The 15,079-nt window shown below is 62.5% G+C and carries 15 protein-coding genes and 1 tRNA gene; 5 read left to right on the forward strand and 11 right to left on the reverse strand.

Features of this window, described 5'->3' with window-relative positions:
• Nucleotides 1–59: 59 nt before the first annotated feature.
• Genes GJ668_RS00345 through GJ668_RS00355 form a run of 3 tightly spaced genes read left to right on the forward strand, consistent with a single transcriptional unit; the run spans nt 60 to nt 1,908 of the window.
• A complete protein-coding gene (locus GJ668_RS00345) occupies nt 60–278 on the forward strand; it encodes a hypothetical protein (RefSeq protein WP_155448124.1) in 219 nt (72 codons plus the stop codon).
• A gap of 59 nt (nt 279–337) precedes the next feature.
• Nucleotides 338–1,072 (forward strand): HipA family kinase, encoded by a 735-nt coding sequence (locus tag GJ668_RS00350; protein ID WP_155448125.1) that lies wholly within the window; start codon nt 338–340, stop codon nt 1,070–1,072.
• Entirely contained in the window at nt 1,069–1,908 is an 840-nt protein-coding gene (locus GJ668_RS00355; protein WP_155448126.1) for a DUF3037 domain-containing protein, read from the forward strand. Before GJ668_RS00350 ends, GJ668_RS00355 begins: the two co-directional genes overlap by 4 nt.
• A gap of 299 nt (nt 1,909–2,207) precedes the next feature.
• Here GJ668_RS00355 and GJ668_RS00360 read toward each other — a convergent pair.
• The 9 genes from GJ668_RS00360 to glgC form a co-directional block, all read right to left on the reverse strand.
• Nucleotides 2,208–2,297 (reverse strand) — tRNA-Ser (locus GJ668_RS00360).
• Nucleotides 2,298–2,411: 114 nt separating this feature from the next.
• Complete coding sequence (gene nhaD, locus GJ668_RS00365; RefSeq protein WP_155448127.1) at nt 2,412–3,821, reverse strand: sodium:proton antiporter NhaD; 1,410 nt, start codon at nt 3,819–3,821, stop codon at nt 2,412–2,414.
• Nucleotides 3,822–4,087: 266 nt separating this feature from the next.
• On the reverse strand, nt 4,088–5,488 hold the full coding sequence (locus GJ668_RS00370; RefSeq protein WP_155448128.1) for an FAD-dependent oxidoreductase: 1,401 nt from the start codon (nt 5,486–5,488) through the stop codon (nt 4,088–4,090).
• A gap of 162 nt (nt 5,489–5,650) precedes the next feature.
• Entirely contained in the window at nt 5,651–6,451 is an 801-nt protein-coding gene (locus tag GJ668_RS00375) for an ABC transporter permease (RefSeq protein ID WP_186342816.1), read from the reverse strand.
• 20 nt (nt 6,452–6,471) lie between these two features.
• Nucleotides 6,472–7,110 carry an ABC transporter ATP-binding protein gene (locus GJ668_RS00380; RefSeq protein ID WP_155448130.1) on the reverse strand — a complete coding sequence of 213 codons (639 nt, stop codon included), beginning with the start codon at nt 7,108–7,110 and terminating at the stop codon, nt 6,472–6,474.
• A 12-nt stretch (nt 7,111–7,122) separates the two neighbouring features.
• Nucleotides 7,123–7,824 carry a tRNA (guanosine(46)-N7)-methyltransferase TrmB gene (gene trmB / locus GJ668_RS00385; protein ID WP_155448131.1) on the reverse strand — a complete coding sequence of 234 codons (702 nt, stop codon included), beginning with the start codon at nt 7,822–7,824 and terminating at the stop codon, nt 7,123–7,125.
• A gap of 11 nt (nt 7,825–7,835) precedes the next feature.
• Nucleotides 7,836–8,627 carry a thiazole synthase gene (locus GJ668_RS00390; RefSeq protein WP_155448132.1) on the reverse strand — a complete coding sequence of 264 codons (792 nt, stop codon included), beginning with the start codon at nt 8,625–8,627 and terminating at the stop codon, nt 7,836–7,838.
• A gap of 72 nt (nt 8,628–8,699) precedes the next feature.
• Entirely contained in the window at nt 8,700–8,900 is a 201-nt protein-coding gene (gene thiS, locus GJ668_RS00395; protein ID WP_155448133.1) for a sulfur carrier protein ThiS, read from the reverse strand.
• 27 nt (nt 8,901–8,927) lie between these two features.
• Nucleotides 8,928–10,199, reverse strand: coding sequence for a glucose-1-phosphate adenylyltransferase (glgC, locus tag GJ668_RS00400; RefSeq protein WP_155448134.1), 1,272 nt, complete (start codon nt 10,197–10,199; stop codon nt 8,928–8,930).
• 93 nt (nt 10,200–10,292) lie between these two features.
• On the opposite strand from glgC, the gene glgB reads away from it, so the two are divergent.
• Together glgB and GJ668_RS00410 are read left to right on the forward strand one after the other, a co-directional pair.
• A complete protein-coding gene (gene glgB, locus GJ668_RS00405; protein WP_155448135.1) occupies nt 10,293–12,584 on the forward strand; it encodes a 1,4-alpha-glucan branching protein GlgB in 2,292 nt (763 codons plus the stop codon).
• Nucleotides 12,562–12,879, forward strand: a complete 318-nt coding sequence (locus GJ668_RS00410; RefSeq protein WP_155448136.1) for a DUF2288 domain-containing protein — start codon at nt 12,562–12,564, stop codon at nt 12,877–12,879. Before glgB ends, GJ668_RS00410 begins: the two co-directional genes overlap by 23 nt.
• On the opposite strand, the gene asnB is transcribed toward GJ668_RS00410, so the two are convergent.
• Together asnB and GJ668_RS00420 are read right to left on the reverse strand one after the other, a co-directional pair.
• The gene (gene asnB, locus GJ668_RS00415; protein WP_186342798.1) at nt 12,876–14,693 is read right to left on the reverse strand and encodes an asparagine synthase (glutamine-hydrolyzing); all 1,818 of its coding nucleotides are present in this window, start codon (nt 14,691–14,693) and stop codon (nt 12,876–12,878) included. The genes GJ668_RS00410 and asnB overlap by 4 nt on opposite strands.
• Nucleotides 14,694–15,047: a hypothetical protein gene (locus tag GJ668_RS00420; RefSeq protein WP_155448137.1), complete on the reverse strand. Its 354-nt coding sequence runs from the start codon at nt 15,045–15,047 to the stop codon at nt 14,694–14,696. It lies immediately after the preceding gene.
• Between the last annotated feature and the right edge of the window lie 32 nt (nt 15,048–15,079).

The following is a 15,079-nucleotide window of genomic DNA, read 5'->3' on the forward strand; positions in this document are numbered from 1 at the left end:
ATTCTCAGCTACCAAGCAGTCACCTGTTATATGCGGGGGGCTCTTTCGATGAATCCGACGTGCGCTTGACACCCTATGAATACGTGGGGATCGCGCATAACTTTGGGCCGGACTTTCTGGTTCGCTTGAACTTGGCGGCGTTTGACCTGACCCTGTTACTGGAGGTCAAGAGCTACGAGGATGACAAGACCCAGGCCAAGCATGGCGCAGCCAAGCTTGGTCGCAGCCGTCAACAACTGGGGCAAGTTTGGGCGCTGGGCCTTCCATGTGTGCCGTGATCCAGCCATGCTGGAGTGGGAGACTGTGCAAGGTAGCCGGTGAGCAGGGCTGAAGGCGCATGACGGCACATATTGTGGAAGTATTGCGACGATCCGAACAGGGCATAACTCGGCCCTTTATCTGCCGAGGCGAGGATGGTGAGATCTACTTCGTCAAGGGGCGGGGTGCCGGTCGGCGCAGCCAGATCTGCGAATGGATTGCTGGCAAGTTGGCCTTGACGTTCGGTTTGCCGATGGCTCCCTTCTGTCTTGTAGATGTACCGGACGAGCTGGTCGAGGCAGACGGCGCGCGGACGCTCTGGGATCTGGGGGCAGGTCCGGCCTTTGGGTCTCAATGGCAGGAGGCCATGGATCTGACGGTCTCAGCCATCAGGGAGATTCCCAAAGAGATTCAGCAGGACGTGTTGGTCTTCGACTGGTGGATTCATAACGGCGATCGACTCTTGACGGACCGGGGCGGCAATCCAAACCTCTTGTGGAATCCAGCTTCGCGCGAGTTGATCGTCATCGACCATAACCAGGCATTCGATCTCGATTTCGATCCTGAAAATTTCTTGGATCGCCATGTGTTTGCCGCCCAACGGCACTACCTGTTCGGTGACAGACTGAAGCGTCATGACTACAATGCCCGCTTTGCCGCAGCGCTCGCCGACTGGCCCAAGATATGCGCCGCGATCCCGGAGGCATGGCTGTTCGTAGACCCTGAAATGACCGTGTCCGTAGATTTCGACCTGGATATGGCCTATCTCTTACTCAAGAGACACGAGCACGACGATTTCTGGACGACACCATGAGCAAGGTTGCCTGCCACTATGCCATCGCACGGTTTGCTCCCTATGTGGAGACGGGCGAGTTTGCCAATGTGGGCATCCTGTTGATGGCACCCAAAGCCGGTTTTTTCGGCTTCAAGCTGCAAACCCGCCGCCACAAGCGCATCACCGGTTTCTTCGAAGAGGTCGACGCCAAACTCTATCGTGAGGTGATGCGAGCACTGCGAGACGAGCTGGAGAGGATTCATGGGATCCTCAAGCGCCATGGATTCGATGACCGCAGAAGCACGATCGATCTCGATTTAGCGCGCCATCTCTTCAACGAGGTGGTTCGTACCCGCGAAAGCATCGTGCGCTTCAGTGAGCCGGGCATCGTGCTCGCCGACGAGCCCAAGGAAAAACTGGACGAACTCTTCAAGTTCTATGTCGAACGCAGCTTCGTGACACGACACTACCAGGAAACCATCCTGGAGCGGGGCGTGTCGCAATGGCTGTACAAGGCGAAGCTCAGTGAGCGTTTCCAACGCATGGCCATCGGTGACGAGGACTATCAGGCGACTTTTCCCTTCGTCGAGCAAATCGACCAGCAACCAGCCAAGGCCATTAAGCCGCTACATCTTGCTCAAGATCAACCGAGCAAGATCATGGAACATGGCGCGGCCTGGCTGTTTCGAGTGACCGAGTTGAAACGGCGCCTCAAGTTACCCGACAAAGTCCTGTTTGCCGTGAGTGGTCCGGGGGATGATGACGAGCGACGCCAGGGCGCCTTTGCGGATATTGTGGGGCGCTTAGAAGACACCGGCGTTGAGGTAACACAATACGCTGATCGGCAACGTATTCTTGAGTTTGCCGCCACCTGAAACAGTCGCAAACGATTCAACACGCCCAGCGCGGTTGAGCTTGAAGGCCCAAGACCCACGGCAGAAGCCTGCGGTAAAACTTGGGCCTTTCTGTTTTCGGACCACCGGCGATGCTCCTGATCTGGGCTACTTCGAACCCGAGACCCAGACAAGTGCTGGGTTTTCGTGGGCGCCAGCGGCGTTCCTCTGAATCAGAGTAAACCGAAATCAGACGATGCAGGGCAGGTACCAGCAAATGCACGCGATTTGGGTATTTTGACGCGATTCACGCGACTATCGTTTATCGCCAGCCATTGAATTGGCGGAGAGGGTGGGATTCGAACCCACGGTACGCTCGCACGTACACCTGATTTCGAGTCAGGCCCATTCGGCCACTCTGGCACCTCTCCGGGCAGTACCGACCAACGAGCGTGGTCGGCGACAAGCGCGCCAATATAATCGCAAGCGGGCCATTTGTCCATGCCCGCTTGCGATCCTGCGCATTGGCCTAGCGGCCCCTCACCTCAACCGTTGAGCCAGAAATGGACGACGATACTCGCCAGGAAACCGAGCGCGATCGCCGGTGTCCACTCCAGATGCGCGAAGAAAGTATAGGTACCGCGCGCCTGTCCCATCAGCGCCACGCCGGCGGCCGAGCCGATCGACAGCATCGATCCGCCGACACCCGCCGTTAGCGTCACCAGCAGCCATTGAGTGTCGCTCATCTCCGGCATCATGGTCAGCACCGCGAACATGACCGGGATGTTGTCGACGATGGCCGAGAGTCCGCCGACCGCCACGTTGGCCAGGGTCGGTCCCCATTGTTGGTACATGACTTCCGAGGCCAGCGAGAGATAGCCGATCTGGCCCAGTCCGCCGACGCAGAGCACCACGCCATAGAAGAACAACAGCGTGTCCCACTCAGCGCGTGCGACCCTGTTGAATACATCGAAAGGGGTCATGTCGCCGACCAGGGCGGCGCGATCCTCGTTGCGCTTGTGCCAGTTGTCATGAGTGTGACGCAGGAAATAGCCGAGGATCTGGAGATAACCCAATCCGGTGAGCATGCCGATCACCGGCGGCAGGTGCAGGAAGTTGTGAAAGCTCACCGCCGTGGCGATGGTCAGGATGAAGAGCAGAATGATCCGGCGCGCACCGCGTTTCATGTGCGCGCTGGCCTCCTGGGACTCGGGTTTGATGTTAGGTACGGCGAAGGACATGATGATCGCCGGCACCAGATAATTGACGACCGAGGGCACGAAGAGCTTGAAGAAGGCGAAGAAATCGAGCACACCCTTCTGCCAGACCATGAGCGTCGTGATGTCGCCGAAGGGACTGAAGGCGCCGCCGGCGTTAGCCGCAACCACGATGTTGATGCAGGACAGGGTGACGAAGGTGCGGTTGTCACCGCCAACGGCCATCACCACCGCGCACATCAGGAGTGCTGTGGTCAGGTTGTCGGCAATCGGCGAAATGAAGAAGGCCAGGATGCCGGTCATCCAGAACAGCGAGCGAAAGCCGAAGCCCTTGTTGATGAGCCAGGTACGCAGCGCATCGAAGACACGCCGCTCTTCCATGGCGTTGATATAGGTCATGGCGACCAAGAGGAAGAGCATCAGCTCGGCGTATTCGAGCAGGGTGTGGCGCACCGCCTCGCCGGCGGCGTGTGGCTGGCCCTGCTGAATGTAGACGTAAGCAATCAGACACCAAATGAGACCGGCCGCGATGATGACCGGCTTGGACTTGTGCAAATGCAGAAATTCCTCGCTCATGACTAGGGCATAGGCAATACCGAAGATCAGCAGCGCGAGATAACCGACGGTGTGGTCGGTCAGATCGATGGCCTGAAGGGTTGCGGTCTCACCGCTGGCCCAGGCCAGGGCGGGAACAAGTAAGGCGAAGAGTCCGATGAGTAGACGTTGAACGGGGGGCATAAAGCAGGCCTCTCGTGGGTACTGGGGGCGACCCCACGCCGCGTCAATGAGCCGCGCGCGCGTGGGACTGTGCGTCGACGGCCCTGGCGCGTCCGCGTCGACGAACAGAAGCGTCGACACGGGACGGCCCCACGGGCCACCGCGCAAGATACTCGCCGGGAGCCGGTACGCCAAGTCGAGCCGGTGCTTTCAACGCTAATTGAAAGAATTGAACGCTCAATGATCGATAGGGCCAGTCGTGGGCCGGCCCGTTTTGGCCGGCGACGTCAGGCCGCGTCCTCGGTCAGGATCGACTTGGGTGCGCGTGTGTCCTCATGCCCCATTAACAGCTCACGCTCGAAGGCCGACTCATCGATGCGCGCTCCCAGATAGCCGGCGATGGTGCGCATGTCGTTCTCGCCGCTGCCCAGACAGCTCGTGCCGCCCGGCGAGGGGGTCATGTTGAAGATGATGCCCTGACCATCGCTGATCTTGGCTTCGCCGAGACGCAGTTTGCGCGCCGCCTTGTCGATGAGCTGCGGCCGGATGCCGCCGAAGCCCTCGGCATAGCTGATGTCCTCGACCGTCATCGAGGGCACGATTTTGCGGATTTCCTTGGCAAACAGACGCCGGTTGAGATGCGGCACCTCGTAAAGGAAGTTGCGCAGGATGTACTGCCGGATGTCGCGCACCTTGAACTGATCCCAGAGCACGCCGGCCACCTGACGGTCGAAGCGCAAGACCTTGAAGAATTCCTTGATCGAGGCTGGATTGCGCCGTTCGAGCATCGGCAGCATGAGCGCGGTCGGTCCGAAGCGGGTCTTGCCTCGCTCCTTGACGTCGTGATCGCCATGCACGGCAGCAAACGGCAGGTTGGTATTCTGGACCGTATAGACCTTGCCGTTGAGCGCCTCGGGGGCGAAATAGAACGACCCGGCCACGGGCAGACAGGAGTATTCCAGCCCGAGTCCCATCTCCTGGGCCATCAGCAGCGAGTGCCCGCCGGCGCAGACGACCACGGCGCGCGCCTGGAGCGGGCCGCGACTGGTCTCGACCAGATAGCCACCGTCGGTGCGGCGGATACGGTCGACCTTGGTCGAGAACAACTGGCTGATCTGTTTATTGGCGCTGCGTTCGAGGCGCACGCACTCGCGCGAGAAGGACTCGGCCAGCGCCTGGAAGTCGACCGCGCAATAGTCGTCCGGAGTGCCGGTCGCGACGATCTCATCTTTGCGCCAGGCGCCGTCGACCAGGGCGACGTTCGGCTCCAGATCGGCGATGTCCTGCCGCTCCAGGAGCTGCATCCGGGGGAAGAGTTCCTTGAAACTCTCATAGCGCCGGCGCACCAGATCGCATTCGTCCTTGCCGACCCCAAGCAGCATCTTGGGCATGCGGAAGATGATGCGCTCGCGCTCGCGTGCCGGGAGCTTGGCGGCATAGTTGATGACCATGTAGGCCGTGCGCTTGACGAGACGCGCCTTATCGAGCGTGTAGTTGGTCTCGATGTCGCCGCAGTGAATGGTCTGGCTGTTGCTATGCGCATGCGAGTTGACGCTGGCCACACTGTCGTATTTCTCGACCAGACACAGCCGGCTGAGATCCGTGAACTTGGCCAGTTCATAGAGCAGGGCGGTGCCGGTGACACCGGCGCCGACGATCAGGACATCGTAATGGGTCGAAGCGGACATGGTTCTCGATCTCCAACGGCGGCGCGGACGCCGATCGCCGCGAGCGGGCCGTACTGACCCATGATGCGGCGCAACATGTCCGTCACGTTAGCTGAAGTCGCGCATCAAGAGAATGCCAGGCGCTGCATTTAATGCATTAAAACACTCAATTAAAGCCGACGCTTATCGAGCCTGTGTCAGCCGGTCGAGCCGCAGTCGCTGGCGCTCGTCGAACAGCCGCCGTGAGCCCATCCAGACGGCGGCCATCGAGCCGAGTCCGGTACCGGCGGCGATCAGGAACATGATGAGCAGTTGGTACTTGGCCGCTTCCATCGGCGGGCTGCCGGCGAGGATCTGGCCGGTCATCATGCCCGGCAGGCTGACCAGCCCCGCCGTGCCCATGGCATTGATGATGGGGATGAGTCCCGAGCGCAGCGCCTCGCGCCGGATGTGCTCGACGGCCTGCTCCCAGTCCTGACCGGCCAGCAGCCGCGCCTCGATCTGGCCGCGGGCGTCCCAGGCGTGTCGGGTCAGATTGTCAAGCGCGATGGCCACGCCGCTCATGGTGTTGCCGAGCAGCATCCCGAGCAGCGGGATGAGATATTGCGGTTGATACCAGGGGTCGACCCCGATGACGACCGTGAGCGCCAGCAGGGTGACGCTGAACGAGGACAGAAACATCGAGAGGGCGCCGATGCCATAGCCCCAAAGACCACCGAAGCGGCGCGTCTGGCGCTGCATGACTTCGAAGCCGGCGACCGAGAGCATGACCAGCGCCATGAGTCCGATCAGCGGCAGACTGGTCTGGGCGAACAGCAGCTTGAGCACCAGACCGACCAGCGTGAGCTGCACGGCACTGCGCACAGCGGCGATCAGCACACGCCGTTCGACCCCGAGCCGCAGCCGCCAGGACAGGCCGGCCAACAGCAGCACTAGCAGCGAAGCCAGGGACAGATCCCAGGGCGAGAGTTCGATCAGGCTGATGCTCGGGCTTGTGGTCGCGTTCATGTCCATCCGGTCTCAGGTTCCAGCTCCAGCCGTCCAGTCCGGATGATGAAGCGACGCCCACCGAGACGTTGGCGCTGTTCGGGATCATGGCTGACCCAGAGCACGGCGGCGGCCTGTTCGTGCCGATAGGCCTCGACCAGGGTTTCGACCCGATCGCGGTTGCCAGGGTCGAGATTGGCCGTTGCTTCGTCGAGCAGTAGCGCCTCGGGTGTCTGTGCCAGCAACCGCACCAACGCCAGACGCTGGCGCTCGCCAGTCGAGAGTCGCGTGACCGACCAGTCGAGTACATCCGGCTCGAAACCGAGTCCAGCCAGCCAGCCGCTCAACCGTTCTGCATCCGCGCTGGAGGACTGGATCAGGGGCAGATGCGCCCCGACTGTCTCGGCCCACCAGAATGACTCGGCCGGCAGCAGACCGACCTGCCGACGCCAGAGGGGCGGTGCCATCTGTGAGCGCGCCTCGGTGCCGAGCCAGACCTCACCCTGATGCGGGTCCAGATCAGCGATCGCGCGCAGCAGCAGACTCTTGCCTGACCCGGACGGCCCGGAGACGAACACCTGCTCACCGGCCGCGAGCGCGAGATCGACCGGCGCGAGCGTGCGATGTGCGAGGCCGTCGAGCCGCAGACTAGCCATGTAGATTCAGACTCAGCGGCGCCGATAGATGAGATCAGCGACCGGATGCCCGAGCCGTTCGCCGCGCTGCTCGAACTTGGTCAGCGGCCGGCTGGCGGGGCGGGGCGCATAGGCTCCGCTGCCGACGGTGTTCTCGAACAGGGCGTGCGCACCATCGAGGACAGCCAGCATCTGCTTGGCATAGAGCGCCCAGTCGGTCGCGGCATGAAAATGTCCGTCCGTCCGGATGACACGCGCCAGTAATTCGACCAGCTCCGGACTCAGGATGCGGCGTTTGTGATGGCGCTTCTTCGGCCAGGGATCGGGGAAGAAGAGTTGAACCGCGTCGAGCGCCCCCGGCTGGAGACCGGCGCGCAGCACCTCGACGGCATCATGACGCATCACACGCAGATTGCTCAGCTCCCGCCGTTCGATCTCCAGCAGCAGATGACCGACACCGGGCCGATGGACCTCGATCCCGAGCCAGTTGCGCTCGGGATCGCGTTCAGCCATCTCGGCCAGCGATTCGCCGTTGCCGAAGCCGATCTCCAGCACCACGGGCCGGTCATTGCCGAACAGTGCCGCCAGATCAAGCGGCGCGCCCGGCGACCAGTCCACGCCGAAGCGCGGCCAGAGTTCGCTGAAGGCGCGCTCCTGAGCCGCGGTCAGACGCCCCTCGCGCAGCACGAAGCTACGAATGGCGCGTCGTGGGCGTCCGTCGGTCACATCCTCCATCCCCGTCTGGCTCAAAAGAACAAGCCCTCGATCGGTGAGGAGGCCGAGGCGAAACGCTTGGCCGGCATCCGTCCAGCTAGGAACGCCTCGCGCCCGGCCTCGATCGCCTTGCGCATGGCGCTGGCCATGAGCACCGGATTTTTGGCCGCCGCAATCGCCGTGTTCATGAGCACGCCATCACAGCCCAGTTCCATCGCTACAGCGGCATCCGAGGCCGTACCCACACCGGCATCGACGATGATCGGCACCTTGGCGTTCTCGACGATGGTGCGGATGTTGAGCGGATTGCGGATACCCAGGCCCGAACCGATCGGTGCGGCCAGCGGCATCACCGCGACACAGCCGATCGCCTCCAGCTCGCGTGCGACGATGGGGTCGTCGTTGGTGTAAACCATGACCTCGAAGTCGTCCTTGACCAGAATTTCGGCCGCCTTGAGCGTGGCGATGACATCGGGAAACAGCGTCTTCTCGTCGCCGAGCACTTCGAGCTTGACCAGGTTGTGACCGTCGAGCAGTTCGCGCGCCAGCCGGCAGGTGCGCACGGCGGTATCGACGTCATAGCAGCCGGCGGTGTTGGGCAGGATGGTGTAGCGATCCGGCGGCAGCACGTCGAGGATGTTCGGCTCGTCGCGGTTCTGGCCGATGTTGGTGCGGCGCACGGCGATGGTGACGATCTCGGCGCTGCTGGCCGCGATGGCGCGGGCGGTTTCATCCATGTCTTTGTACTTGCCGGTGCCGACCAGCAGACGCGAGCCGTAGTCCTTGCCGGCAATGATGAGACGATCAGTGTTTGATGTAGACATAGCGATGGGATATCAGGGTCGATCCTGGAGAGTAAGGGTGGCGGAGATCCGCTGACAGCGGCGAGGCGCGGCTCAGCCGCCGCCGACGGCCTGGATGATCTCTACCCTGTCGTCAGCGGCGAGGCGATGCTCGGCAAAGTGGCTGCGCGGAATCAGCTCGGCATTGACCTCGATGGCGAAGCGTTGGCCGAGCATTTCCAGATATTCGACGAGTTCCGACACGCGCATGCCGTCGGCGATCTCGCGGGGGGCTCCGTTCAAGATGATTTTCATGGTGTATTGAGTGATCCGAGTAGGGTTTCAGCGAACCTGATTGGCCTCCTGCCCGAGCATTTCGGGCGTCACCAGGGTGACGCCGCCCTCGCTCACCTGGAAACCGGCACGCCGATCGGCCTCGGCGTCCACCCCAATTTGGGTGCCTTCGGGCAGTTGGCAATAGCGATCGACGATCGCCTTGCGCACGATGCAATGGCGCCCGATCTCCACGTCCGGCAGGATCACTGAGTCACTCACCTGGCTGAAAGAGTTCACTCGCACGTTCGAAAACAACAGCGAGTGGCGTACCGTCGCCCCGGAGATGATGCAACCGCCCGAGACCATGGAGTCGACCGCCATGCCGCGCCGGTCGTCGTCGTCGAAGACGAACTTAGCCGGCGGCAGCTGTTCCTGATAAGTCCAGATCGGCCAGTTGTTGTCGTAGAGGTTCAGCGGTGGGGTGATGCCGATCAGCTCCAGATTGGCCTCCCAGAAGGCATCCAGGGTGCCCACATCGCGCCAATACGCCTGATCACCGCTGCGCGGATCGCGGAAGGTATAGGCCATGACCCGATAGAGATTGATGACGTTAGGGATGATGTCCTTACCGAAGTCATGGCTCGACCCCGGCATATCGGAATCTTTGAGGAGCTGCTCAAACAAAAAACCGCGATTGAAGACATAGATGCCCATCGAGGCCAGACAGTGGTCGGGCTGACCGGGGATGGTCTCGGGATTCGCCGGTTTTTCGGCGAAGCGTCGCACCCGCCCATCGTTATCGACCGACATCACCCCGAACTCGCGTGCGCGCTCGGTGTCGACTTCCAGACAGCCGACTGTCATGTCGGCGCCGGTCTCGACGTGATGGGCGATCATGGCGCCATAGTCCATCTTGTAGATGTGATCGCCGGCCAGGATCAGGATGTATTCGGGATCATGGTCGCGGATGATGTCGAGATTCTGGAACACGGCGTCCGCCGTGCCAGCGTACCAGGCAGTCTCGGCCACGCGCTGCTGCGCTGGCCACAGCTCGACGAACTCGCCGAACTCGCCGCGCAGAAACCCCCAGCCTTTCTGGATATGCAGGATCAGCGAATGCGCCTTGTACTGCGTCAGTACGCCGATGCGTCGAATGCCGGAGTTGATGCAGTTGGAGAGCGGAAAGTCGATGATGCGGAACTTGCCGCCGAAGGGCACGCCGGGCTTGGAGCGCCAGGCAGTCAACTGTTTGAGCCGTGAGCCACGCCCACCAGCCAGGATGAGCGCCAGCGTGTTGCGGGTCAGGCGACTGATGAACCTGGGGTTGGTGTGGGGCATAACTCCTCCTGACTCAAGCGACATACAAAGGATTGAGAACGCCCTTATGATACCATCCCTGCGTATTCCAATCCCCAGAGGTACAGGAACGACATGGCTAACGCGACAGGCTCCGCCCCCAAGCTCCCGGAACCCTTGCAGCGCATCGTCGAAGCGCGTCATCACGACCCCTTCGAGGTTCTTGGACGCCACGAGGACAACGGACGGGCCGTCGCGCGCGTCTTCCTGCCTCAGGCCGAGCGTGTCCGGCTGGTCGAGCCCGATGCGCCGATGAACCGGATCGAGGGCACGGATCTGTTCGTCTGGGAGGGCGAGCCTGGACAACTGCCGGCGCGCTATCAGATCGAATGGGTGGATACCGACGGCGCAACCCATGTCCAGCATGATGCCTACTGCTTTCCCGCCCAGCTTGGCGATCTCGATCTGCATCTGTTCGGCGAGGGCAAGCACTGGCATATCTATCGCATCCTCGGTTCCCACGTTGTCGAGGTCGAGGGCGTTGTCGGCATTCAGTTCGCCGTCTGGGCGCCGAATGCCGAGCGGGTCAGCGTCGTGGGCGACTTCAATGCCTGGGACGGGCGCGCCAATCCGATGCGGGTGCGCGGTGGCTCGGGCGTCTGGGAGCTGTTCATCCCAAATCTGACGCCGGGCAGCTACTACAAATACGAGATCCGCGATCGCGCCACCCACATCCATATCAAGATCGACCCCTATGCACAGGCCTTCCAGGAGCGTCCGCAGACGGCCGGACTGATCGCCGTGCAGAGCGACTTCGACTGGGGCGATGCCGACTGGATCGCCGCGCGCGCCGAGAGCAACTGGCAGCATCAGCCGCTGTCGGTCTATGAGGTCCATCTCGGTTCCTGGCGGCGCGATCCGGACGGCAACTTTCTCAACTATCGCGTGCTTGCCCACGAGATCGCTGACTACGTCAAGGAACTCGGTTTCACTCATATCGAGCTGATGCCCATCACCGAGCATCCGCTCGATGCCTCCTGGGGCTATCAGTGCACCGGCTATTTCGCGCCCACGGCGCGCTTCGGCTCGCCGGATGATTTTCGCTATTTTGTCGATCATTTTCACAGCGAGGGAATCGGTGTGCTGCTCGACTGGGTGCCGGCGCACTTCCCGAAGGATGCCTATGCGCTCGCCCGTTTCGATGGCACCGCGCTCTATGAGCACGCCGACCCGCGGCTGGGCGAGCACAAGGACTGGGGCACGCTGATCTTCAATTTCGGGCGTAACGAGGTGCGTAACTTCCTGCTCGCCAGTGCGCTCTACTGGCTGGAGGAGTACCACATCGACGGTCTGCGCGTCGATGCCGTGGCCTCGATGCTTTATCTCGACTACTCACGCAACGCCGGTGAGTGGGTTCCCAACAAGTACGGCGGCAACGAGAACCTGGACGCCGTGGATTTCATCCGCGAGCTGAACATGGTCACGCACGAGCAGTTCCCCGGCACGCTTATGGTCGCCGAGGAGTCGACCGCCTGGCCGGCGGTGTCGCGTCCGACCTATCTCGGCGGGCTGGGTTTCAGCATGAAGTGGAACATGGGCTGGATGCACGACACCCTGTCCTACATGCAGAAAGACCCGATCTATCGCCACTTCCATCACGACCTGCTGACCTTCGGCCTGCTCTACGCCTTCACCGAGAACTTCGTGCTGCCCTTCTCGCATGACGAGGTCGTGCACGGCAAGAAATCCATGCTCGACAAGATGCCGGGCGATGGCTGGCAGAAGTTCGCCAGTCTGCGGCTGCTCTATACCTTCATGTTCAGCTATCCGGGCAAGAAGCTGCTGTTCCAGGGCTGTGAGTTCGGTCAGGGCAAGGAATGGAACTTCGCCGGTTCGCTCGACTGGGGGCTGATGGAGCGTCCTCCCCATCAGGGCGTGCACAAGCTGGTCTCGGATCTCAACCGGATCTACAGCACGCTTCCCGCGCTGCATGAAGTCGATTTCGACGCCGCCGGGTTTGAATGGATCGACTGTCACGACAGCTCCCAATCGGTCCTGAGCTATGTTCGCAAGGACCGCGCCGGCAAGACCCTGATTGCGGCGGTGTTCAACTTCACCCCGGTGCCGCGTACCAACTATCGCATCGGTGTGCCCGAGCCTGGGTTCTATCGCGAGGCGGTCAACTCGGATGCCGAGCTGTACGGCGGCAGCAATGTCGGCAATCAGGGCGGTGTGACCGCCGAGCCCGTGAGCTGGATGGGTCGCCCGCACTCGCTGCTGATCTCGCTGCCGCCGCTGGCCGGACTCATTCTCGTGCACGAGTCGCTGACCGAGTCGTCCGGCGAGGCGGCCGATGAGACGCCGGTCGCCCCAGAGACTCCTGAAACGCCAACGGATGCGGGTGATGCAACCGATCGAGCCGCTTGAGGATCAGAACGCACTGGAGCGGGCCAGGCTCAACCAGGAGACGGCCCGCATCCCCTGGCGCGAACTGCAACGCTTCTTCGCTCAAGGGCGTGTGATTGCGGTCGACCCTAGGCTGGATCTGGTCGAGCTGGCGCTCCAGTGTTCACGCGATGAAGCCCAGGTCATCGCCGCTGAGCTGGAACACGGACGCCTCGCACCGGTGAGCGATGCGCAGGCGCGTGCCTGGCTGACAGCGGATACTGAGTTGTGGGCCGTGGTCGTCAAGCCCTGGGTGTTGGTTCAGGATCGGTCTTAAATCCAATCGAGCGGATCTTCGTCCGGCGCGGGCGTGAGTCCAGGTCGGTCGATGAAGAGCCGGTGCCAGATCGCAAACTGCATCAGCCCGAACAGCTCGCGCCCGCCGCCGCGTCCGGCCTGACGCGCGGCGACCAGCTCGGGGATGGTACTGACCTCGAACCAGTCGCGCACGCCCGGATTGCGCGCCAGCCGTTGTCCGACCTCGGCGGCCAGCGACCCCCGCAGCCAGTCGCCGACCGGGACATGGAAACCGCGCTTGGGCCGCTCCAGATGGCCGGGTGGCAGCTTCGGCTCGGCCCAGCGCCGGACCAGCCATTTGCCCTGATGTCCCCGCACTTTGAGCGCGTCCGGCAGCGACAGTCCGAACTCGACGATCCGATGGTCGAGAAAGGGCACGCGCCCCTCCAGCCCGAACCCCATCAACAGTCGGTCGGTCTTGACCAGCAGGTTATCCGGTAGTGCCGTAATCAGGTCCGTGTACTGGCGGCGCTGCATGTCCGACCAGTGTCGGGGCGTCTCGCGCCAGGCGCGCTGCACCGGGGCGCGATCAGCATCCGCGACTGCGCGCAGTGCCGGTCCCATCAGGCGTCGTGTCCAGCGTCCCGCCCACTGACCTCGGGTACGGAAGCCGCCGCTGCCCGGATGGAGCAGGGACTTCAGCAGCCGCTCGGCGAGCGGCGGACGATAGCGCCCGTAACCGGCGAACGCCTCGTCGCCGCCTTCGCCCGAAAACACCACCTTCAGCTCCGTGCCGGCGGTTTCGGCCAGGATCGAGGTCGGCAGACAGGCGTAATCGCGCATCAGCTCGTCGGCGCACCAGACCGTATGCGGCAGACGCCCGAAGACCCTGGGCAGCTCCAGTGCGAGCGGTCGATGGTCGAAGCCGAAATGCGCCGCCACGCGCGCGGCCTCGTCGAGTTCATGCGACATGGTCGTGCCGCGATAGCCGACCGAATAGCTCTTGATGCGTCCCGCACCCTGTTCGGCGAGCTTGGCCGCCAGCACCGCTGAATCCAGCCCGCCGGAGAGAAACAGCCCGAAGGGGACGTCGGAGCGCATGTGCTCGTGCATGGCCGCGTCCATCAGCACGTCCAGTTCGGCGCGTGCCTCCTCAAATTCGATCCGGCGCGGTGCGACATCCAGCGCCGACCAGTAGCGGTGCTCGCGGATGCTCAGATCGGCGTCGATCAGCAGCGCCGTGCCCGGCGGAACGCGCCGGATGCCGTCGATCAATGTCTCCTCGCCGCTGGCGAACTGGTTTTGCAGGAACTGGCGCAGCGCGCCCGGCTGGATGCGGGGCGACTCGGGCAGGAGCGCCAGCAGCGCCTTGATCTCGGAAGCGAAAGCGATGCGGTCGGGCCGCCGGACATAGAACAGCGGCTTGATGCCGAGTCGATCGCGCCCGAGGATCAGGCGTCCAGCGCGCGCATCATGGAGCGCAAAGGCAAACATCCCGCGCAGTCGGTCGAGCGCGTTGAGTCCATGCGCGGCATAAGCGTTGAGGATGGTTTCAGAGTCTGAGCCGGTGCGCGGCGGATGGCCAAGCGCATGCAGCTCGGCGTTCAGCTCGATGTAGTTGTAGACCTCGCCATTGGCGACCAGCGCAAGCTGGCCGTCGGCCGACAGCAGCGGCTGATGGCCGCTCTCCAGGCCGATGATCGACAGCCGCGTCTGCACCAAGCCAACCAGCCCGGCACAATAGCGACCGCGATCGTCCGGTCCGCGATGCGCGAGCCGTTCGGCCATGCGATCGAGCCACTCAGGCTCGGGACGCCGACCTTGAGCCAGGATGAATCCGGCGATTCCGCACACCTAAAGATACCGCAGTGCGGCGATGACCAGGCCCACGCCGGTCGCGATGAGTCCGAACAGCCAGAAAAATTGCTGATCGTGACGCTTGAGCATTTCGTCGAAACGCTTGTCGACCTGCTCGAAACGCTTGTCGACCTGCTCGAAACGCTTGTCGACCTGCTCGAAACGCTTGTCCATGCGCTCAAAGCCTTCGCGCATCAGCTCACGCTGGTGCTTGAGCTCTTCCTCCACGCGCACCATGCGCTCGCGCAGTTCGATCTCGTAGACCATCGGCGGCTTACCGAGGCTCTGCTCGGCCAGCCATTCGCCGAGATGGTTCTTGATGAAGGCAATATCTTCCTGAGCCAGCGCCATGACGGGGACTCCTCCTCTATAGAGATTCCAAA

It is taken from the genome of Allochromatium palmeri (genome assembly GCF_009720725.1).
GTDB classification, from domain to species: Bacteria; Pseudomonadota; Gammaproteobacteria; order Chromatiales; family Chromatiaceae; genus Thermochromatium; species Thermochromatium palmeri.

Bases quoted from the DNA above. Each gene is read 5' to 3' on its own strand.
- GJ668_RS00380 (WP_155448130.1), bottom strand. From the start codon at position 7,110: ATGGCTAGTCTGCGGCTCGACGGCCTCGCACATCGCACGCTCGCGCCG.
- trmB (WP_155448131.1), bottom strand. From the start codon at position 7,824: ATGGAGGATGTGACCGACGGACGCCCACGACGCGCCATTCGTAGCTTC.
- GJ668_RS00355 (WP_155448126.1), top strand. From the start codon at position 1,069: ATGAGCAAGGTTGCCTGCCACTATGCCATCGCACGGTTTGCTCCCTAT.
- GJ668_RS00350 (WP_155448125.1), top strand. From the start codon at position 338: ATGACGGCACATATTGTGGAAGTATTGCGACGATCCGAACAGGGCATA.
- GJ668_RS00420 (WP_155448137.1), bottom strand. From the start codon at position 15,047: ATGGCGCTGGCTCAGGAAGATATTGCCTTCATCAAGAACCATCTCGGC.
- GJ668_RS00390 (WP_155448132.1), bottom strand. From the start codon at position 8,627: ATGTCTACATCAAACACTGATCGTCTCATCATTGCCGGCAAGGACTAC.
- nhaD (WP_155448127.1), bottom strand. From the start codon at position 3,821: ATGCCCCCCGTTCAACGTCTACTCATCGGACTCTTCGCCTTACTTGTT.
- GJ668_RS00370 (WP_155448128.1), bottom strand. From the start codon at position 5,488: ATGTCCGCTTCGACCCATTACGATGTCCTGATCGTCGGCGCCGGTGTC.
- thiS (WP_155448133.1), bottom strand. From the start codon at position 8,900: ATGAAAATCATCTTGAACGGAGCCCCCCGCGAGATCGCCGACGGCATG.
- glgB (WP_155448135.1), top strand. From the start codon at position 10,293: ATGGCTAACGCGACAGGCTCCGCCCCCAAGCTCCCGGAACCCTTGCAG.
- glgC (WP_155448134.1), bottom strand. From the start codon at position 10,199: ATGCCCCACACCAACCCCAGGTTCATCAGTCGCCTGACCCGCAACACG.
- GJ668_RS00410 (WP_155448136.1), top strand. From the start codon at position 12,562: ATGCAACCGATCGAGCCGCTTGAGGATCAGAACGCACTGGAGCGGGCC.